We start from the raw sequence: 20,408 nt of genomic DNA, 5'->3' as shown, positions 1-20,408 counted from the left end.
TGCGATCCGCCGGAAAAATGCACGTTCACGTGCGCGGACCCTGGTTCGACCGGAGCAGACATTTGGTTCTCCTGTGTCACGGCGTGGACAGATGCGGCTGTGGCGGTGTCAGCTGTCGCTCACGGCCACCGCCGTACGGAAATGCGCATCCACCAGAACCACCCCGTGCCCCCAAGGGAAGTTGCGTCGTCAACAATCGAAGTCAATCAGACGGCCAGGCGTTGCAAAAGGCCTGTCTCAGATTGACACAACAGACTCAGAGATCCCGCCTGATAGGCGTAACCACGCATCACGAAGACGCGGCCGGAGGTTCACACTGTGAACACCGCGGTATGTTCAACCGGAGTATGTTTCGCCGCAGCCTGAACGCCAGAAGCTGTTGACCCGCGTTCATGTCTTCGAAACGCGGAGTCGCTCAGGCAGTTCCGACCGCCGTTGCCGAGCCGGGCTGGCAGGCCCCCGCCGACACGTTCGACAAATATGCGTCGATACCGAAGCTGCGGAGCCTGCGATGCAGGGTCGAGCGACTGATACCGAGGTACCTGGCGGCTTGTCCCCGGTTTCCCGCGCAGGCGTGCAAGGCCTTGAGAATCAGCTCGTACTCGGCTTTCTCTATCAGGCTCTGCGGTCGTTTCTCCGGGTTGCCGCGGAAGCGTTCGGGCAGGTCGAGAACGGTGACTTCCCGACTGATCCGCAACGCCAGCAGATGGTTGACGAGCTCGAACAGTTCGTGGAAGTTGCCGAACCACGGATGTTCGCGCAGCGTCTGCCAGACGTTCGGCGCGAAGCTCAGCCTGCCCGCCGCTCCGGCCAGCGCCAGATACTCCGACACCAGCGCGGGCAACTCGTCGACGCGATCACGAAGCGAGGGCAGGTCGATCTGCCCCACACAGCGCGAGACGAGCTCGCGATGAACACCCATGATCTCGGACGCCGGCCTGCTGACCATGGCGATCCACTCCGTGCCGGAATCGAGCAGTTCCACCAGTCGCATTGCCTGTTCAGGGTTCAGACGATCGATGTCGTCGACGACGAGCAGAGGCTGATCTCGATGCGCAGGGCTCTGCCTGCAGAGTCGCACCACCTCGTGCGCCGTGGGAACCGTTTCGTCGAGATTCAGCGCCAGGACCGGATGCGCGCCGGCCAGCCGTTGGGCCATCGTCGTGCGACCTGTCCCGCGCTCTCCGGCGACGAGTACGGGCAGCCGCAACTCCCGATAGCGCGCCAGCTTGTGATCCAGCCACCGCTGAGCTGACCTGTCGCGTTCCAGTTCGATCAGCGCGCTCCCGGTCACGGACCGCGTGCCGGCTCCAGCGCCGAGACGGTTCTCGATCTCCCGGACGTAGCTCGCGATGAACGGAAACCCCATCGGACTCGCCAGATCGGCCGCGCAGACGAGGTTGAGCACGCCCACGACATCGCCGGTCGCGGGATCGGTGATGGGATGCCCGAAGCAGGCGAACCGCTTGAAGCTGTTGAGGAAGTGCTCCTCGCCGATCACCGCGGCCTTCCGGCCCAGCGCCAGAGCCAGCGAGATCGAGTTGGTCCCGCTGGACTCCTCGGTGAACCGGCGGCCGACGACGACGCCGCTGGCCGCGAGATCCGCCCCCAGGCGCGCACGTCCGATCCGGGAACCCACGATCTTGCCGTCGGCGTCCGCCAGCACCACGCTCAGCGGGATGCCGCCGATGTCCCGCGCCATCTGATCAAGCACTTCGGTGGACGCGTGCAAGAGCGCGCTGTCTCCGCGTATCGGCAGAATCGGCAGCTTGTGCACGGTGCTCAACGGGCTCAAACCGGTGCCCAGAGAACGCCGCCACGAGGCTTCGATCTCGGGACGCAGCATGCCGCTGCCATCCAGTCGCGGTTCAGACGAGATCATGCACACTCCTGCGGCACTACAATACGCGCGACAAATTCGACGGCTCGCGCGGATGCGATTTGATTCAGCGAGCTTGAAACAGAGGCAACAAGCATCCCCCCTTTTCCACGCGTCGACGAATCGGCCACATTGAACCCTCGTTCGTCCCAAACGATCGAGCGACAGGGCCGAAGTTCACCCTTTAGGCCTATACGTGCCGCACCCGCCCAAACCTGCACCTGCGTCCCAAACCATGAGCAACAGCTCTGACCTGCACAAACAGCGCTGAAGACGCGTTTTCGAAGATAACAAGGGCCTGCCACGGCGATCACGACCGTCCGGGCCCGTACGCACCAAGCGTTCCAACATGCGGGACCCACGGTTTCCCTGCAACGCCACATCGCCTATACACGTGCGCCGGCCTGCCGACCTGCCCGTCACCGCGGACGACAAAATGCATTGAAGGACCCCCTGGCGCTGACGCCTCCGCGGACGACCGCACCCGCTCATCGACCAGACTTCGGCCATTCGAACCTGGCGCCCTGTCAACCGGTGCCCGACATCGTGGAACGTGATGTGAATTCTTGCGGTCCGTCCAGATGACGCGGTCCGAGTTGGTGCGGATCAGGTGATCGGAGCGGCGGCACGCTGACCCACACCGCGCCAGAGCAGGCCTGCCCGGTCGAGCATGTCGGGGTCGAGGTGGTTGCGGGTGTCGATGACGATCCGGCCGTCCAGCTCCTCCGCCAGCCGTGCCCACTCGATCGCCCGGAAGTCGGGCCACTCGGTCAGCACGACGACCACCGCGGCCTCCTGGTACGGGTCTTCCACGATCCGCACCGTGTCCGTCAGGCCGGACACGGGCTGCCTCACCCAGCCCGCCAGACCTCCCGTCGAACGCCAAACCTTCGCCCCACGACGAGCAACCGTCAAACTGTCCACTGTGTACTCAGCTGGCGAGGTCACACGCCACCGCGAACTTCGACGTGTGCAGCTCCCGCGAAGCGATCTCGGCGATCCTGCGGACGCGCGGGGCGATCGCGTCGGGCACGAGCCTGCCGAACGGTCCCATCACCGAGATGGCGCCCATCAGCACCCGGCCGGGTCCCCACACCGGTGCCGCGACACCGGTCAGGCCGGGGAACCACTCGCCGCGGTCGAAGGCGAGGCTGTACTTGCGCACGCGCTCGAGTTCCTCGCGCAGCCCGGCGTGTGAGGTGATGGTCGCGGCCGTGTGGCCTTCCAGCCGTGACTGGAGATCGAGCGGGGTGGAGTGCGCGAGCAACACCTTGCCGGCCGCCGTGCAGTGCAACGGCATCACGCCGTTCAGGCGCGGCAGTACGCCGACGGACTGGCGCCCGTGCACGCCCTCGATCACGATCGCGCCGTCGCCGCGCCGGACGATCAGCTGGCAGGCCTCTCTGGTGGCCTCGTACAGGTGCGTCAGGCTGGGCAGCACCAGTTCCCGCAAGCCGGAGGCCGCGTTCGCCGACGCCACGGCCGCGAGCTCGACCAGCCTGTTGCTGAGCAGGAACCGTCCGTCCGCAAGCTCCACCAGGCCCGCCTCACGCAGGCTCGCGAGCATGCGGTGCGCGGTCGACTTCGGCAGCTTCGTGTGCCGGACGACCTGACCGAGGGTCGCCGCGCCCTCGTGCACGCCGAATGCCTGCAGGACGGCGAGCACCTTGCCCGCAGAGGTCTGTCGTGTGGTCGAGATCAGGTCAGTCATGTCGTCAACCTCCGCCAAGTGGGTCCGGAGCTCCGGCAGCCTGCTCAGGTCTTCTGCCGTCACGGTGGAAACGCGAGGTCCGGCCGGAGAACTGCTCCTGTCGTCCCCTGCGCACAGTGAGGCAGTGGGTTCAAGCCGGTAACGATGAGTGGTCAGTCGCTGGACACCAGCGGCCGACAGCGCGAACGTCGTCGTGACGGAGGTCAGATCACGCCCTCGCGCATGGCGTAGGCGACGGCGTGCGGGCGGTTGCGGAGGTTCAGCCGCTGGGTGAACCCGGTGATGACGCTCTTCACGGTGCGTTCGGAGTAGCAGAGGTTGCCCGCGATCTCCGCGGTGTCGAGGCCTTCCGCCATCATCCGCAGCACCTCGACCTCGCGCGGGCTCAGTCCGGGCGCGTTCACGCTCGCCGGCGCGAGCACCTCGTGCTGGAGCCGTTCCACGTGGTCGATCAGCTCACCGACCATGGCCGGGGACAACGTGCCGCTGCCCGCCGCAGCGGCACGGACGCTGTGCACCAGCCGTTCCGGGGTCACGGAGGCACGGAGCAGCACGGCGACGACACCGCATTCGGCGGCGGCCAGCAGTTCGGCCTCGCGGCACCTGGTCAGCACCAGCACGGTCGGCACGCGGTTCTTGGCCGCGGTGCGGCGCAGGTCGAGAAGCAGACCGGCGGTGAGGGTCGCCGCGGCCACGAGCCGCACGTCCGCGTCCGCACCTTCCTCGACCGTGATGCCCTCCTCCGCGCTCAGTCCACTGATCAGACCTGCCGCAGTGAGCGGGTCCGATGCCTGCACCACAACACGAAGTGCTTCCACGACTGCCTCCCGTACCGCTGGACTTGCAACGTGACCAATGCTGGCCGCACCGGTCTCGCAAGACATCGGCCAGCTGACGGTGCGCACGCCCACCGCCCTGAACTGCGGAAACCGCTCACGGCGACGACACTGGTCACCTGATCGGGGTAGCCCGCGCCCAGGTACCTGCGGAGGTGACCTGCGGAGTTGCGTACCACCAGGTGGGCCGACCATGACCTGCGCGGGAGCATCAGCCTGCAAAGTGAACGCGTCGGTTCTCGGTCGAGTCGGAGGAGTGCGTTGGCTTCACGTCGGACAGGCGACGAGGGCCGGGACCAGCCCGCGGTGCCGCACCGCTGGTCAGGGCTGAACGTCGCCGCGCTGCACGCGGCCGAGGCGCAGGACCACCAGCCCGTCGTGCAGGACGCGGCGGTGGAGTCGCCGCCGCTGGCCGGCTTCGAAGGGCTCGGCCCGCACGCCGGAGCGGTGCTCGGTGCCATCGCGGTGCTCGGCCCGGACGCGCAGCTGTCGCTCACCACGCACGTCGCCGGGCTCGGCCTCGAGCAGACGCTGGCGGCCGTCGACCTGCTCACCAGCGCCGGCGTGCTGGCCAACAGCATGCCGTTGCGGTTCCTCGACGAGCGGACCGCGGACCAGGTGCTCGCGGGACTCACGATGCCCAGGACGATCACACTGCGGCTGCGGGCGGTCGAGCGCCTGCGTAGCATTCCGGGTGCGGCCGAACGGGTGGCCGACCAGCTCGCGAGGATCGGTCCGATCGGACTGGAGTGGGTGCCGGAGGTGCTGTCCGTCGCGGCCGCCGAGGCGATGGACGGCGGTGACTGGCGTGCGGCCGCCGCCTACCTGCGTTCCGCGCTCGCGGAGAGTCCTCATCCCGCGCAACGGGTGCGCATCTCCCGCCAGCTCGCGCTCGTGCTCGCCGAGGGCAACCCGCAGGCGGCCGTGGTGTGCCTGCTGCAGGAACTGCGGATGCACGACACCCCTGACGACGTCGCCGAGACGGTCGAACTGCTGTGCCGGTTCGCGATGTGGCTGCCCAGCACTCCCGAGACCGGCAGGCTGTTCGAGGAGTCGGCGGACCAGGTGCACCAGAGGTCACGGTCGCAGGCGGTCGAGCTGTACCTGACGAGAACCGCCGTCAGCGTCTTCCGGCCGGAAGGCCCCGCGATGCTGGCGAAGCTGGAGCGGTGGCTCGAAACCACCGGCCAGGCCGACGAGCCGTCCCGCCGCGCGCTGCACGCGACCAGGGCGTGCCTGGCCGCCCTCAACGAGCCATGTGGCGGTGCGGCGGTCGAGCTGGCCGTCTCCGCGTTCGACGACGCCGCGGCACACCAGGAGTGGCCGACGTGCTGGCTCGCGCTCGCTGCAGTGCTGACAACCGGCGACGACGAGGTGGCCGAACGGGCGTGTGAGCAGGCGGAAGCCGTGCTGCAAGGCTCCGGCGCGGAGATTCCGAGGCTCGGCTGCGGCCTCGTGCGCGCCTCGCTCCAGCGCAGGCGCGGCAACCTGCGCTCTGCCGAGGCGTCGTTACGAGCGGTGCTGGCCGGCAGCAGCGCTCTCGGTCTGCCCGCCTCGCACTCGATCGTGGCCACGGCGACCGCCAAGCTCGCGGAGGCACTCGTACGGGCCGGCCGGCCGGAGCAGGCACGTGACGAGCTGGTGCGCAACGACCTGCTCGGCGACATCAGCCACACCGGTGCCTCGATGCAGCTGGCCTGTGCTCGTGCCGCGGTCGCCGCGGCACTGGGTGACCACGAACGGGCGCTGGCCGAGCAGCTCGACTGCGAACGCCTTGCCACCGGGTGGGCCGCGCTCAACGCGGACGTGCTGTCGTGGCGGCTCGACGCGGTGCGAACCCTGTTGCGTCTGGGGCGGATCGCCGACGCCGCTGCGCTCGCCGAGGCCGGCGAGGAGGCCGCCACGGCGTGGAACAGCCCGCGCGCCAAGGGTTTCGCCGCACACGCTCGGGCGCTGACCGCGCCTCGATCGGAACGCACCGCGTTGCTCGTGACGGCGTCCGCGTACTTCCGCGACTGCGGAGCCGAGCTGGAGGAGGCGCAGGCACAGAGCGACCTCGCGGCCGCCCTGCACGCCGAAGGCCGCGCCGACGATGCCGCCGCCGCGCAGGCGCGGGCACGCGAACTCGCCGAACGATGCGGTGCGGTGCTGTTCGACGACGACACCGGGACATCCCCGCCGCGGGCACCGGCCCTTCAGCCTCCCGTGCTGACAGCACAGGAGCGGCGCATCGCGCGACTGGTGGCGATGGGACGCAACAACTCCGAGATCGCCGCGGAGCTGTCCCTGGCCCGGCGCACCGTGGAGTTCCACCTGTCCGGCGTCTACCGCAAGCTCGGCATCAGTGGGAGGCGGGAGCTCGTCAACTGGCGGGACGCGCAGGACGACGACCGCTGACCGCCTGCGCCAGCGGCGGGACGTTCTCGTCGGGTGTACCTCACCCGTGACGGCGCTGGGAGAGCGGCTCGACGGGTCAGCACCGAAGGGCACTGGCGGAGGTCCGCGCGGACAGTCATCGCCCGCGCCGACCCGTGTGGGCGTCGTCGAACGGTGAGAATCGTCGTCTGACGAGTTCACCGATTCGAGGACGCCCCACTGAGCACACTCGGGAGACCACCGTGAACGCCATGATCGAACTCACGCGGCTGTACCAGCAGCGACCAGGGCCGGACACCTCCACGGACGCCGTGGCGGCCTGGTACCGCGCCAAGGGCAGGCTTCACGAGATGCTCGGCCTGACCGGCGGACCGGACTCCGCACAGGAGCTCGCGTTCGCGGCGGCGAGCTTCGAGCACGCACTCAGGCTCGAACGGCAGGACGGACGCGCCCACGCCACCGCCGCCTGACTTCCGCCTCCCGCGCCACCTGCATTCGGAGAGCTCGATGCTGACACCCACGCACCGGCACGAGATCGTGAACACGCTGCACCGCTGGGCGTTGGGCTACGACCACCAGGACGCCGCCGTGCTCACCGGCTGCTTCACCGAGGACGCCGAGCTGACGATGTCAGTGGGCGGCGACCCGGTCAGCGGGTCGTTCGCGGGACGTGCCGCGATCGTCGAACTCGCCAGGGCCACGTGGCACCACCAGGAGGACCGGCGACGCCACGTGCTGAGCAACGTGATCGTCGAGCACGCCGCAGACGGCCGGGCCACGAGCACCTCGTACTTCACCATCTTCTCGATCCGCGGCGGTACCGTCGTGCCGCTCTCCACCGGCCAGCACGACGACGAGCTCACGCGGCAGGACGGCGTCTGGCGGATCAGCAGGCGGCGCATGTCGCTCGATCTGCCGTACTGATCCGGCGGGTGGTGTCCCGAACTGTGGGCGGTGTGCCGCCCTGGGAACTCCGAGCGTTCCACCACGTGGCACGACGACGTGCCACGACGACGTGCGCCGACCAATAATGCGGCAGTCGTGGACCAGCGCACAGGGAGGACCTCGTGAGACGCCACCTCAGCACCCTCGCGCTCATGACCGCCACAGCGCTGCTGGCAGGCTGTGGCTCAGCCGCCGACGACGACCGGCTGACCATCACGGTCGCCACGTTCGGTGACTTCGGCTACGAGTCGCTGTTCCGCGAGTACGAGTCACGGCATCCCGGAATCAGGCTCGTCTCCCGGATCACCGAGTTCGAGGACCACCACACCAAGCTCGCGACCCAGCTCGCGGCCGGCCGGGGAGCGGCCGACGTGGTCGCGATCGAGGAAGGCCACCTGCCGCGGCTGCGGCAGTCGTCCGACAAGTTCGTCAACCTGGCCGACCTCGGCGCGCTGGACCTGCGCGAGCAGTACGCGCCGTGGAAGTGGGACCAGGGGCTCGCCGATTCCGGCGAGGTGGTGCTCGGACTCGGCACCGACATGGGCAGCCTCGCGCTGTGCTACCGCAAGGACTACTTCGCGGCCGCCGGGCTGCCGACGGACCGCACCGAGGTCGGTGCGCTGTGGCCGACGTGGGAGGCCTACACGGAGGTCGCGAAGCGGTTCAGCGAGGCCAAGCCCGACATCGCGTTCGTCGACACGGCGGCCAGCATCTACACCTCGGCGCTGAACCAGGCCGAGGAGGGCTACTTCGCACGCGCGGACGACTCGTTCATCGGGGACCGAAACCCCCGGGTGCGCGCCGCGTTCGACCTCGCGGGGAGGTTCGCGGAGTCGGGGTGGACGGCCAAGCTCACGCCGTACTCCCAGGAGTGGACGATCGCGATCAGGCAAGGTTCGTTCGCCACCGTGCCGTGCCCGGCGTGGACGCTCGCCCTGCTGCGCAACGCGGGCGGTGCCGAGAACAAGGGCCGGTGGGACGTGACCTCGGTGCCCGGTGGTGGCGGCAACCAGGGCGGCTCGTTCCTCTCCGTGCCCGCGCAGGGCGAGCACACCGCGCAGGCCTACGACGTCGCCAAGTTCCTCACCGCGCCGGAGCAGCAGAAGCGGATCTTCCTGGAGACCGGCAACCTGCCGAGCCAGCCGCAGGTGTACCGCTCACCCGAGGTGCTCGCCAAGACCGACGACTACTTCAGCGGCGCACCGGTCGGCTCGATCTACGCCACGACGGCCGACGCGTTGCGGCCGAACTACCGGGGCGTGCGGGACTTCCTGGTGCGGCCGAAGTTCACCGCCGCGCTCAACCGCGTCGAGACGGGCAGGCAGTCCGCGGCGGAGGCGTGGGAGCAGGCCATGTCCGAGGCGCGCAACGACCTCAGGTGACACGCGGCTGTTGAGGCCGTGTCACTGCGCGGCGAGCGCCCGCTGCCGGGCGATGCGGAAGGCCTCCAGGTACTTCGGCAGCTCCTGCAACGCCGCCTCGAGCCGGCCGGGGGCGATCTGCTCGGAGAACGCGGCGTCGAAGACGAACTGTTCGACGGACGGGTTGCTCCCGCCGCGCTCCTGCCACGACGCCTGCCGCCACACCTGCAGGCCCCATTCGCGCATGCGCAGCAACGAAAGCGTGTTCTCGATCCCGGCGATCAACTCGTCGGCCTCGGCCACGCCGAGCATCAGCCTGCCGTCCTCCGCGAGCGAGAGCACCAGATCACCCCGGAACGTCATGTCGTGCTCAGCCACGGCGAATCTCCCCACCGGTCGTCCTGCTCTTCGTCTGCCGAGAACACCACGGTGCGGGTGCCGGGGACCAGCCGGAACGGGAGCACTCTGCACTTGTGTGCATGGCGTCTTTCCTGCACACGCACGCACGCCGCCAACGGGGGTCGAACAGGGGTACGGTCCGGCGGTGCCTCGACCCGGTTGCTGAAGAGCAGGTCAGCACGAACATCTCACCGCGCGGTCTGGACCCGGGAAGACCATCAGATCATGCCGCTGCGCATCGCGTAAGCGACCGCGTGCGAGCGGTTTCGCAGCTTGAGCCGCTTGGTGACACCGGCGATCACGTTCTTCACGGTGCGCTCGGAGTAGCACAGCTTCCCGGCGATCTCCGCGGTGTCCATCCCATCGGCCATCAGGCCCAGAACCTCGATCTCACGCGGGTTCAACCCCGCCGCGTTGAGCCCCTGCGGCTCCAGCACCTCGCGCTGAAGGCGTTCCAGGTGCTTGAGCACCTCACCGAGCAGAGCGGGCGGGAGGACACCGCCGCCCGCGGCCGCGGTGCGGACGCTGTGCGCGAGACGGTCACCCGTCGCCGACTGCAGGGAGAGCACGGCGACGACGCGGCACTCGATGGCGGCGAGCACCTGCGGCCCGGTGATCTCGTTGATCACCAGCACCACCGGCACGCCGGTCGGCGCCGCCCGGCGCAGGAGAGCCAGGATCTCGGACGTGAGGTGGTACGTCGCGACGATCCGCACGTCCACATCGGACGGAGAAAGGCCTTCCAGCACCTCGAAACCGGCCTCGGCGGACAACGCACCCGAGAGGCCGGCGACCGTCAACGGGTCCGGTGAGTACACGGCGACGCGAACTGGCTCCACTGTTCTCTCCCGTACTTGCCAGGTGTGCTGGGAACCAGATTGCCGCGCGGGGGCCGGCGAGACATCGGTCAGCTGACGCTCCGCGGCCGCGTCAGCCGCAGTGCCAAGTGCAGCGTCGCGGCTGGGCGGTCCCACCGCAGGTCAGCGCCACTGACGGAGGCGGCAGGCCAGACCGGGGCACGGGGCCGCGGGCATACCTGCGGACCTACCTGCGGTGCACCCTGCGGACCTGATCGGGTGATCGGGACGCCGGACGCGGATGGTCAGCTCTGCGCCACGACCCCGTCCGCCCGCTGCCGGAACACCTCACGAGCGATCTCGACCCGGCTGCGGACGCCGAGTTTGCCCAGCACGTGGGAGATGTGGGTCTGCACGGTGCGCGGCGACAGGTACAGGTTCGCGGCGATACTCGGCGTGGACTGGCCGTCCGCGACCATCGACGCGATGCGCAGCTCCGTCGACGTGAGCGCCTGCCAGCCGGACAGGTCGCGGGCTTCGCGCTTGCCCCGGACGCCTCGCCGCACGCCGTACGCGCGCAGCCGCCGGTCCGCCCGCCGGACGTCCCACTTCGCACCGAAGCGGGTGTAGAGGTCCACGGCCTCGGCGAACGCGTCACGCGCCGCCGTGAGGTCGCCGCGATCCGCGAGCACCACGGCCAGGTCCTCCAGCGCCGCCGCCAGATCCACGGCCGGTCCCGTCTCGCGGTACCAGCTGACCGCCGCCGAGAGCGCCTCCGTGTCCCTGGTCAGGAGTCCCTCGCAGCGCAGCAGCGCCGACGCCGCGCGACCCGGTTGGGCCTCGGCGGACGCCTCCACGCGGCACGCGTTCACCGCGGCGCGCGCGGTCTTCTCGTCGCGGTCTTCGAGCGCGAGGCGCACGAGGTCGGGCAACCACTGGTGGGTGAGGGTCATCTCCGCATCGCCACGGTGCAGCAGGATCTCCGCGAGCACCGTCTTGGCCAGGGTGCGGTCGCCGTCCTGTTCCAGCACGACGGCGCGGGCCACGACCAGGAAGTCGAGGTTCTCGCGGTCGGCGACCGTCGGCGTCGGCAGCGCGAGCCCCGCCTCCAGGTGCTGCCGCGACAGCTCCCGGTCGTCCCGGCGGGCGGCGACGAGCGCGGCGACACCGTGCCAGAGCAGCGACGGTCCCGGTTCCCGCAGTCCCGAGTAGGAGAACCCGGCCGCGGCGGCGTCCTCGAGGTCCAGCTCGGCCAGCGCGTCGTCCCACTCGCCCAGCCAGTACCGCAGCACCGCGGCCGTGATGCCGGGCTGGGTGGCGCCGCGGGTCCTGCGGCGCAGTGCCACGGCCGCCTCCTCCCAGCGAGCGAGGTTCTGCAGGCTGAAGATCCGGCCGTCCTCGGTCATCGCCCTGATGTCGGTGTGGTCGGGGCCCACCCGCAACAGTTCGAGCGCGCGGTCCAGCAACGCGAGCGCCTCACCGTGGTCGCGCCGGACCGACCTGTTCAACCACAGCACGATCAGCGCGTACGCCGACGCGAACGAGTCGTGCACGCTGTCCGCCATGTTCAGCGCCAGCCGGGCCGTCATGTCGGCGGCGTCGACGTCGCCCTCTCCCCCGCGCTGCACCATCGCGAGACAGCCGAGCAACCGCGCCCGCCACACGACGGGCAGGTCCGGCCGGGACAACGACCGCAGCACCGCGTCGATGCCCTCCCGGTGCTCTCCGAGGCTGAACAGGGCCCGCACCAGCACGAACTCCATCTCGGACCGGTGCCCGGCGGTGCTCACCACCGCGAGACCGCGTTGCGCGCAGTCGACCGCCTCGCGGTACCGGCCCACCCCGAGCAGCACCCACGCGAGCACGGCCAGGAGCGCCTCGGTCTGGTCGTCCTCGGCCTGGTCCACCTCGCGGCGCAGCAGATCGATCGCGAGGTCGGGCGCCTGCGCGGCCAGCGGGGCGGCGTGCACCCCGAGCCACTGCCGCGCCCAGCTGTCCCCCACCTGGTCGGAGGCCGCGAGCTGCTCGGCCACCCGCAGCGGCTGGCTGGCGGAGATTGCCAGCGCCTGGGCCGCCTCCCGGTGCAGCGCGGACCGCAGCGCGCCGGGGATCGACTGGTACAACGCCTGACGCAGCAAGGGGTGCCGGAACGTCAGCTCGGTCCCCACGTCCATCACGATCCCCGCCGCGACGGCGTCCTGCAGCGCTCCCGCCAGCTCGGACGCGGACCGGCGCATCAGCACCGCGAGATCGGTCACCGAGAACTTGCCGCCGAACAGCGCGGCCATCCGCAGGACCTCCATCGCCGCGTCGGGCAGCACGCCGAGCCTGCGGGTCAGCGCCTCGCCGAACGACGCGGGCAGCCGGTCGTCCGCCTCGACGCCCTCCAGCCACACGGCGTTGGCCAGTTCCCTCAGATAGAGAGGGTTGCCCATGGCCAGCGAGGCCAGCCGGTCGCGGGTCGAGCCGGGCGCCTCGCCCAGCAGTCTGGTGAGCAGGCGCTCCGACTCCACGCCGGTCAGCGGCGCCAGCTCCAGCACGGGGTGCCCCCGCCGGGCGATGGTCGCGCGCAGGTCGCGGACCTCGTTGCGCGGTGGCGTCGGACGGCAGGTGGCGACGAGCAGCAGCGGCAGCTGGTCGACCGCCGAGACCAGCCGGTGCCACAGCAGGAACGAGGCCTCGTCCAGATGTTGCACATCGTCGAGGACGAGCACCGTCGGACCTCCCGTGCACAGGTCGTCCACGAGCCCGACGAGGAGCTCGATCTCCGCCCACGCCACGTAGGTCGGTTCGAGCAGGCCGAGTCGCCGTTCGCGTAACAGCTTCGCGATCTCGGTGCGCCGCGGGTCGGCCGAACGGGAGGAGATCCGGAGCAGGTCCACGATGACGTGCAACGGCGACCGCTGCGCCATCGGATCCGCGTTCCCGGTCAGCACCTCGTACCCGGCGGCGCGAGCCGTCTCGACGCCCTTGGCCGCGAGCGCGGACTTGCCGATCCCGGCCTCGCCCTCGATCCACACCGCTGTCCCGGTGCCGGCGCCGATCCGCTCGACGGCTCCTTCGAGTACGGCCAGCTCCGCATCGCGACCGATCCAAATGTCCTGCGACGTGCCTGGCGACATGGAAACAACCTACGTCCTGCCCTACTCCAGTAGATCCACCAGGAGTGTGGAACAGCGCGTCGCCAGATCCGCCGGGAGCGGCGAAGGACGGGGCGCCCCTGGTAGAAGGCGTGGAGCCACCCAAACGTGACCTTCCTCCGTCAGCTCGGCTCGGTGCCGTGCGGCCTGCTGCCGGCGCCGGCGGTGCCCGGTTTTCGCCCGCACCGCGACGCGGAACCCCCGTTCCGCCATCTGGTACGTCCGGAGTCGACGACGGGTGCGTTCGTTAATCTGAGGCACCGAAAGCCGGTGGCGGAACGCGGTCCGCCACCCAGATCCGCAGTAGTCCACTGTGGTTGGGCGCGAGCCTCTTGCGGACTTCCGTAGTTGTCGCCCGGCCTGGCGTACCTATCGTTCAAGTCGTGAGTTCCTTGCACCGGCACAACATCGAGTACCGCCGTGCAAAAGCGTGTGGAGAGACCTGCTGTCCCGTTTCTCCCTGAACTGGTTCTTGAGTATTCACGCGTGGATTCGTCCTGGCTCGCGCCGACCTCCGTGTAGTGGGTGGGTTTGGCGCTGACAAATAGTGATTGCCAAACCACTGAAGGAGCACAGTGCGTCCTGTTCAGCATGGCCGCCGCACGGTCCCCACGTTGACCGCGTTGCTCGACCACCTCACCGAGGAACGCGGGGACGCTGTCGTGGCGTTCCCCGAGCGCGGTGTGCGGGTGACGCAAGCGGAGATCCCGGCCAAGGCCTGGGGAGTCGCCGCCGAACTGCTGCGCGCCGGCGTGACGGAGGATTCGGTCGTCGGTGTGCTGGTGGGCACCGAACCCGGTTTTTTCCCCGCGGTGTTCGGTGTCTGGGCGGCGGGCGGCGCGATCTCCGTCCTGCCGGTGCCGCCGATGCCGGCGCCGGCGGAGCATCTGGCGGCGGCCCTCGCGCCCGCCGTGCGGGAGCTCGGCCACCTCATCGTCGCGGACGCCCAGCTCGCCGTGGCCGAGGAACTGCACCGGCGGCAGCCGGAGCTCAAGATCATCAGGCTCGGCGACTGCGCCGAGGGCACCCGGATGGAGCCGATCGCCCGGCCGGAGTCCGCGGCGATCGTCCAGTTCACCTCCGGTAGCACCGCGCGCCCCAAGGGAGTCGTGCTGTCGCACGCCGCTGTGCTCGCCTGCTTCGCGGCCACCGCGGAATCGAGCACGGTCGGCCCGGACGACGTCGTCGTGTCGTGGGTGCCGCTGTTCCACGACTTCGGACTGATCACGCTCCTGTTCGGGATGTGGCAGGGCTACGAGATGCACCTGTTCAGCGCGTGGCATTTCGTCCGCAGGCCGCGGCAGGTGCTCGAGTACATCAGCGAGGTCGGGGGCACGGTGTTCGGTGGCCCGAACTTCGCCTACGACCGCATCGCGGACGTCCCTCGCTCCGGCCCGCTCGACGGGCTGGACCTGAGCTCGTGGCGACTCGCGCTCAACGGTGGCGAACCGGTGAAGCCCGCCACGGCCGAGCGGTTCACCCTCGCCCTCGCGCCGGCAGGTGTGCGGGAGACGGCGATGCTGCCCGTTTACGGCATGGCCGAGGCCACGATGTCGGTGGCCTGCCCGCAGCCGGGCCGGCCGGTGAAGGCGGTCTGGTTCGATCGCGACTCCCTGGCCGGCAAGCGTGAGGCGATCCGTGTCGCCGACGGCGCCCAGCACGGCACCGGCCTGGTGTCGGTCGGGCGACCGGTACCCGGTCTGTCGTTGCGGCTCGTCGGTGACGGCGGGCTGGACGTCGCGGAGGGCGCTGTCGGCGAGATCGTGGTGCGCGGTCCGTCGCTGTCCAGCGGCTACCTCCGTGATCCCGAGGCGACCGCCGCGGCGTTCCGCGACGGCTGGCTGCACACCGGCGACCTGGGTGTGCGGGTCGACGGCGAGCTGTACGTCGCGGGCAGGCGCAAGGACATGATCATCGTCGCCGGCCGCAACTTCTTCGCGGAGGACGTCGAGGACGTCGTCCGCAAGGGCTTGCAGGACGGGCGCGGCAGGTGCGTCGCGTTCGCCGACCACGACCGCGAACGCATCATCATCGCGGTGGAGACGCAGGACATGGCGAAGGCCACCGACGTGTCCATCCAGGTCCGGAAACTGGTGTCCGCGACGCTCGACCTCGGAGCGATCGACGTGCACGCCGTTCCCCGCAACGCGTTGCCCCGCACCACGAGCGGGAAATGGCAGCGCGCCCTCACCGCTCGCCACTTCCGCAACCTCACCAACGCATGAACACGGAGTTCGTTGTGACCAAAGCAATTTCTTCGTCGGTACCCGATGTCGTCCGTGCGGCTCTGGCGGAGGCTTTGGAGGTCGATCCTGCCGACTTCCCGTCCTCGGCGGAGGAAGAGCTGACCGCCCTGCCGGGCGTGACCTCGCTGGCTTTGGTGCGGGCGCTTGCCCGCATCGAGGACGAACTCGGCGTCGATCTCTACGAGGTGACCTACGAAGTGCGCACTGTCAGCGATCTCTGCGCCATCGTCCAGGCCAAGGTCGATGGGAGTTTCAATGATCAGGTCAAGCGGCCTGGGCTGTGAGTGGTGAGCGATGAAACTCCCGGCCGTCACGCAGCAGTGCCCAGATGACGTCGACCAGTCGGCGTGCCAGTGCGATGAGCGCTTGGGTGTGACGCTTGCCCTCATCTCGTTTGCGCGGATAGAAGCGTCGGGACGGGCCGTCCTGGACCTTGATCGAGGACAGGGCGGCCAGGTAGAAGACGCGGCGCAGGCCGCGGTGGTAGCGCTTGGGCCGGTGCAGGTTGCCCCGCACTCGCCCGGAGTCGCGTGGTACCGGGGCGAGTCCGGCGTAGGCGGCCATGCGGCCGGAGTTGCCGAACGCCGCGCGCAGGTCGCCGCCGGTGTCGGCCAGCAGCTGCGCACCCAGGATCGGTCCGAACCCGTCGACGCTGGTGATCGGACCGGCATGCGGATGTTCACCGAAGCGCTCGGTGATGTGCTTGTCGAGATCCTTGATCTCGCGATCGAGCTCGAGCAGCTGCCGGGCCAGTCTGATGATCAGTGGCGCGGTGATGGTTTCTGTCGGCAGGGCAACGGTTTGCTCGGCCGCAGCGGCAATCGCTTTGTCCACCATGGACGGAATTCCCTTGGGCCACGCGCCACCGGCACGCAGATGCTCGGTCAGGCCGCCCGCGCCCGCGTCCCGGATACCGGCCGGGGTGCAGTAGCCGGTGAGCAGGACCAGTGCCGAGCGGGTGGAGTAGTCGAAAGCGCGTTCCAGGGCGGGGAAGATCGAGGCGAGCAGTTCACGCAGCCGGTTGACCCCACGCACCCAGTCGGCCATCAGGTCCTCGCGGCGCGCGGTCAGGATCTGCAGGTCGGCCGCGATCTCGTCCGGGTTGCTCACCTGAGTGAGGTCGCCTCGCAGGCGGGCGGTCTCGGCGATCGTGCGGGCGTCCTTGGCGTCGGTCTTGCCCTCGCCGGGAAACGCGCCGGCCATCCGGTTGACCAACCGGCCCGGCACATACAGCACCGGTTGTCCCGTCTGCAGCAGCAGCGCCAGCAGCAACCCCGCCGTGCCCGAGGTCATGTCCACCGCCCACACCACCTCGCGGGCCTTGCGCCCCGCGCGGGCGATCAACTCCTCGATCGCCGCCTGGCCGTTGACCACCTTCTGGCTGAACACGACCTTGCCGGAGTCGTCGACCGCACACGCGTGGTGACCGGCCTTGCCGACGTCGATGCCCACCCAGATCCTCTCGCGCACCGCCATGCGGTCCGCCCTCCCCTTTCCATCGCTCAACCCCGTGGACGGCCCCGCCAGCAGCTCCATAAACAGCGACCACACGCACACTTTTCAATCAGCGGCCAGGGCGTCCAGAACAGCGAGGCGGCTACTCCCGGAGAGCCACCCAGCGGCAAGCAGACATCAGCCACACCCCGCCGTCCTGGGCATCCAGAACACCTCGTCCTGGACATCAACAAGCTTATGGAGCTGACATGACGATCCAGCCGTGGAAGTGCCCGCACCAGACCCATCCCGAACTGTTCGACCAGGTCGACCCGTCGGCCCCCATCAGCAAGGTGACCGCACCCGGCGGCGTGCCGGTCTGGTTGGTCACCGACTACGCCGAGGGCAAGCGGACGCTGAACGATCCCAGGCTGCTCAAGGACCCGCTGAGCTTCAGCGAACTGCCCGGCGGCCTCGGCAGGAAACGTTGTCCTGAGGACTTCACGCTCATCAGCGGCAGGCACGTGATGAACACCGACGGCGAGCACCACACGCGGTTGCGCGCTGTCATCGCGCCACTGATGTCCCCTAAGGCGTTGGAGCGGTGGAGGCCGGAGATCGAGGCGGCGGTCCGCGCCCAGGTCGACGCGATCGCCGACAGCGAGCGGTTCGACCTCGTCATGGACTTCGCTGTTCCGCTCGCCGCGGCTGTCCTCGGCCAGGTGCTGGGCGTCGACTCCGCCGCCGTCGTCCGCGCCCTGCTCGCGGGCAAGATCCTGCTCGACGCGGACCACCCGGAGAGTCCCGCGATGAAGCAGGCCTCGGTGGAGTTCGCCGAACTGACCGAGCACTTCGTCCGCACCGGAAAGCCCGGTGGTGTGGTGTCCGGGGTGCTGGCGGACGGAAGCCTCACGAGGAGGGAGGCCTCCTCTCTGATCGGCACCGTGGTCGCCGGTGCCTCCAGTCCACTGATGACCTTGCTCGCCACCGCGGTGGCGGTGATCCTCGTCCGGCCGGACCTGCGCGAGGCTGTCGCCGCGGGCCAGGTGTCCGAGGTGGTGGAGGAGATCGTCCGGCTGCAGCCGCCCGCCCTGTCCAGCTCCTGGCGGTTCACCGCCGAACCGATGGAGATCGGCGGTGTGCGCCTGGACCGCGGCGAGGCGGTGCGGGTGTTGTTCGCCGCGGCGAACCAGGACCCGGCGGCCGAGGGTGGGCGGCACCTGAGCTTCGGCCACGGCCGTCACTTCTGCGTTGGGGCGACGCTGGCGAGGCATCTCACGGCGGAAGCGTTGCGGGTGCTGGTCGAGCGCTGCCCCGAGCTGGAACTGCTCACTCCCGTCGACGAGATCCGTTGGCACGGCGGGTTGGGAGACCGCTGCCCCGACCGAATGGAGGCCGGACGATGAAGGTCACCGGCGAGATCTACATCAACGGAGCCGCGCTGTGGGTGCCCGAGGGTGTCTACCAGGCCGACGATGCCGTGCTGAACGGCGTGATCAGCGGTCCGGACGCCAGGGGCGAGGGCATCGAGGCGTTGCCGGTGTCCACCGGTGAAACCGCCCCTGAGATGGCAGCCGAAGCGTGCGCGGTCGCGCTGGCCGCGGCGGGCAAGCGGCCGCACGAGGTGGACGCGCTCGTCTACGCCTGGGTGTTCCGCCAGGGCGCGGGCGTCGCCACGCCTGCCCACCGCGTCGCGCGGTTGCTCGGCGCGGACCGCTGTGTCGCTTTGGGTGTCCAGCAGATGTCCAACGGAGGTGCGGCGGCGTTGGAGCTCGCTGTCGCCCGGCTGCTGACCGAACCCACGTGCCGCACCGCGGTCGTGGCGACCGGTGACGAGTTCCGGAGCCTGCCTTACGACCGATGGCGGGCAGCTCCGCCGCTCGGCGATGGAGCGACCGCGGTAGTGCTCACCCGTGAGCCTGGCGAGCAGATCATCCGTTCGGTGGTCTCCGTCGGTGAACCCGCGCTGGAACTCGAGTTCCCCGGCCGCGATCCGTTCGCACCGCTGACGGACGCGCCGGTGAGCCCCTTCGGCCACCCGGATGCCGTCCGGGGATTCCGCCGGTGCGTCGGGACCGCTGTGGGCCGCGCGCTCGACGAAGCCGGCCTCGCCGCCGACGACCTCGGCATCAGCGCCGTGCTGCCCACCCGTGGCGGACGAAGCCAGCTCCGCCATTTGATCACCGCCGGTCTGCCGGCACCGCTGCGCGCCAAGGTCCGTCAGCTCGGCGTGAAGACCGGTCACGTCGGAGCCGGTGACCTGATCGCGAACCTGGCCGAACACGGTGCGCCCGCCGAGGGCCGGCACCACATCCTGGTCAGCATCGCGGGCGGCATGACGGTGACGGCCGTGGTGACTTCGGGTACGGGGTGAACGCGGATGACACCGGATCTCCGCGTCTACCAGCCTGCCGGGCCGACGAAGGCGCTGGTGCTCGTCCTGCACGGCGGACGGCCGTGGAGCGCCCGGCCCACGGCCTCATGGCATTCCGCGTACCAGCGGATGGTGCCGTTCGCACGGGCGTTGCGCGACGCCGTGCGCCCGGCCGGCGGCGAGGTGTGGTTGTTGCGCAACCGCGTCCGCGGCTGGAACGAACCGCAGCAGGATGCCGTCGCCGACGCTCGATGGGCGTTGGCTGAAGCGGCCCGGCGTCATCCCGGTGTTCCCGTGGTCGTGGTCGGCCACTCCATGGGTGGCCGGGTCGCGCTGAGGGTCGCTGACCACGCCGATGTCGTCGGCGCGTGCGCACTGGCACCGTGGGTGGAGTCCAGCGAACCGATCGATCAGCTTTCCGGCCGCGCGGTCCTGATCGCGCACGGTGACCTGGACGAGTGGACGAGCTGCCCGCAGTCGTACGAGTTCGCGGTGCGCGCCAGGCAGGTCGCCGCGAGCGTGGCCCGCTTCGAGGTCCCGGGGTGCGGTCATTTCATGCTGCGCCGCCCGGCCGACTGGATCGGTGTCGTGACGTGCTTCGTCCGCGGCGTCCTGGATGAGACTCCGCATCCTGCCATCGCTGAGGCGATGCGGGCTCCGGCACCCGATGGCTTGCGGCTCCCGCTGCCGTCCGGCGGGTGGGATCGCCTTCCTGCGCGCGCTGAGGCACGGGGCTTGGAAAGCCAGGCCGGCTTCCTGCGGCATCACCACGAACCACTTGCGTCGTAAGAGCCGGGCAGGTCCATTGAGGACTGTCGTGGCGGAACGACAACGGAACTCCTGGTGGAACGGCGGTTGGACACCGGCCGAGCCACCAGAAGTTCCCCGTCTAGAAACACTTACCGCCGGC

17 protein-coding genes are annotated in these 20,408 nt (G+C 69.7%); 9 read left to right on the top strand and 8 right to left on the bottom strand.

Annotated features, from left to right (window positions below; translation table 11 throughout):
- Window positions 1-415: 415 nt before the first annotated feature.
- The 4 genes from ACRSBM_RS15925 to ACRSBM_RS15910 all read right to left on the bottom strand — a co-directional run bounded on the left by ACRSBM_RS15925 (window position 416) and on the right by ACRSBM_RS15910 (window position 4,408).
- Window positions 416-1,882: a helix-turn-helix domain-containing protein gene (locus ACRSBM_RS15925; RefSeq protein WP_434444168.1), complete on the bottom strand. Its 1,467-nt coding sequence runs from the start codon at window positions 1,880-1,882 to the stop codon at window positions 416-418.
- 603 nt (window positions 1,883-2,485) lie between these two features.
- The gene (locus ACRSBM_RS15920; protein WP_434444167.1) at window positions 2,486-2,734 is read right to left on the bottom strand and encodes a UDP binding domain-containing protein; all 249 of its coding nucleotides are present in this window, start codon (window positions 2,732-2,734) and stop codon (window positions 2,486-2,488) included.
- 76 nt (window positions 2,735-2,810) lie between these two features.
- On the bottom strand, window positions 2,811-3,590 hold the full coding sequence (locus tag ACRSBM_RS15915) for an IclR family transcriptional regulator (protein WP_434444166.1): 780 nt from the start codon (window positions 3,588-3,590) through the stop codon (window positions 2,811-2,813).
- 203 nt (window positions 3,591-3,793) lie between these two features.
- Window positions 3,794-4,408 (bottom strand): helix-turn-helix transcriptional regulator, encoded by a 615-nt coding sequence (locus tag ACRSBM_RS15910; RefSeq protein WP_434444165.1) that lies wholly within the window; start codon window positions 4,406-4,408, stop codon window positions 3,794-3,796.
- Window positions 4,409-4,687: 279 nt separating this feature from the next.
- Here ACRSBM_RS15910 and ACRSBM_RS15905 point away from each other — a divergent pair, with 279 nt between their 5' ends.
- From ACRSBM_RS15905 to ACRSBM_RS15890, 4 genes are all read left to right on the top strand, one after another.
- Window positions 4,688-6,823: a helix-turn-helix transcriptional regulator gene (locus ACRSBM_RS15905; RefSeq protein ID WP_434444164.1), complete on the top strand. Its 2,136-nt coding sequence runs from the start codon at window positions 4,688-4,690 to the stop codon at window positions 6,821-6,823.
- A 230-nt stretch (window positions 6,824-7,053) separates the two neighbouring features.
- Window positions 7,054-7,272: a hypothetical protein gene (locus tag ACRSBM_RS15900; RefSeq protein ID WP_434444163.1), complete on the top strand. Its 219-nt coding sequence runs from the start codon at window positions 7,054-7,056 to the stop codon at window positions 7,270-7,272.
- A gap of 37 nt (window positions 7,273-7,309) precedes the next feature.
- On the top strand, window positions 7,310-7,726 hold the full coding sequence (locus ACRSBM_RS15895; protein ID WP_434444162.1) for a nuclear transport factor 2 family protein: 417 nt from the start codon (window positions 7,310-7,312) through the stop codon (window positions 7,724-7,726).
- Window positions 7,727-7,899: 173 nt separating this feature from the next.
- Window positions 7,900-9,129, top strand: coding sequence for an ABC transporter substrate-binding protein (locus tag ACRSBM_RS15890; RefSeq protein WP_434444161.1), 1,230 nt, complete (start codon window positions 7,900-7,902; stop codon window positions 9,127-9,129).
- Between the two features lie 21 nt (window positions 9,130-9,150).
- Here ACRSBM_RS15890 and ACRSBM_RS15885 read toward each other — a convergent pair whose 3' ends face one another.
- From ACRSBM_RS15885 to ACRSBM_RS15875, 3 genes are all read right to left on the bottom strand, one after another.
- A complete protein-coding gene (locus tag ACRSBM_RS15885; protein WP_434444160.1) occupies window positions 9,151-9,486 on the bottom strand; it encodes a hypothetical protein in 336 nt (111 codons plus the stop codon).
- Window positions 9,487-9,725: 239 nt separating this feature from the next.
- The gene (locus ACRSBM_RS15880; protein ID WP_434444159.1) at window positions 9,726-10,346 is read right to left on the bottom strand and encodes a helix-turn-helix transcriptional regulator; all 621 of its coding nucleotides are present in this window, start codon (window positions 10,344-10,346) and stop codon (window positions 9,726-9,728) included.
- A gap of 263 nt (window positions 10,347-10,609) precedes the next feature.
- Window positions 10,610-13,426 carry an ATP-binding protein gene (locus ACRSBM_RS15875; RefSeq protein WP_434444158.1) on the bottom strand — a complete coding sequence of 939 codons (2,817 nt, stop codon included), beginning with the start codon at window positions 13,424-13,426 and terminating at the stop codon, window positions 10,610-10,612.
- A 593-nt stretch (window positions 13,427-14,019) separates the two neighbouring features.
- Here ACRSBM_RS15875 and ACRSBM_RS15870 point away from each other — a divergent pair.
- Together ACRSBM_RS15870 and ACRSBM_RS15865 are read left to right on the top strand one after the other, a co-directional pair.
- A complete protein-coding gene (locus ACRSBM_RS15870) occupies window positions 14,020-15,669 on the top strand; it encodes an AMP-binding protein (protein WP_434444157.1) in 1,650 nt (549 codons plus the stop codon).
- Window positions 15,666-15,974, top strand: coding sequence for an acyl carrier protein (locus tag ACRSBM_RS15865; RefSeq protein ID WP_434444156.1), 309 nt, complete (start codon window positions 15,666-15,668; stop codon window positions 15,972-15,974). Before ACRSBM_RS15870 ends, ACRSBM_RS15865 begins: the two co-directional genes overlap by 4 nt.
- Here ACRSBM_RS15865 and ACRSBM_RS15860 read toward each other — a convergent pair.
- Window positions 15,955-17,166, bottom strand: coding sequence for an IS110 family transposase (locus tag ACRSBM_RS15860; RefSeq protein WP_434444155.1), 1,212 nt, complete (start codon window positions 17,164-17,166; stop codon window positions 15,955-15,957). The two genes, ACRSBM_RS15865 and ACRSBM_RS15860, sit on opposite strands and share 20 nt — an antisense overlap.
- Before the next feature lie 227 nt (window positions 17,167-17,393).
- Between ACRSBM_RS15860 and ACRSBM_RS15855 the strand changes: the two genes are divergently transcribed.
- From ACRSBM_RS15855 to ACRSBM_RS15845, 3 genes are read left to right on the top strand one after another with little or no spacing between them, the layout of a single operon-like run.
- Window positions 17,394-18,530 (top strand): hypothetical protein, encoded by a 1,137-nt coding sequence (locus ACRSBM_RS15855; protein WP_434444154.1) that lies wholly within the window; start codon window positions 17,394-17,396, stop codon window positions 18,528-18,530.
- A complete protein-coding gene (locus ACRSBM_RS15850; RefSeq protein WP_434444153.1) occupies window positions 18,527-19,498 on the top strand; it encodes a hypothetical protein in 972 nt (323 codons plus the stop codon). The genes ACRSBM_RS15855 and ACRSBM_RS15850 overlap by 4 nt, the downstream gene beginning before the upstream one ends.
- A gap of 6 nt (window positions 19,499-19,504) precedes the next feature.
- Window positions 19,505-20,287, top strand: coding sequence for an alpha/beta fold hydrolase (locus tag ACRSBM_RS15845; RefSeq protein ID WP_434444152.1), 783 nt, complete (start codon window positions 19,505-19,507; stop codon window positions 20,285-20,287).
- Window positions 20,288-20,408: the final 121 nt, after the last annotated feature.

Origin of the sequence: Lentzea xerophila, from assembly GCF_051094245.1 — a bacterium.
Taxonomy (GTDB): Bacteria; Actinomycetota; Actinomycetes; order Mycobacteriales; family Pseudonocardiaceae; genus Lentzea; species Lentzea xerophila.
This window is presented reverse-complemented; position numbering and strand designations above follow the sequence as displayed.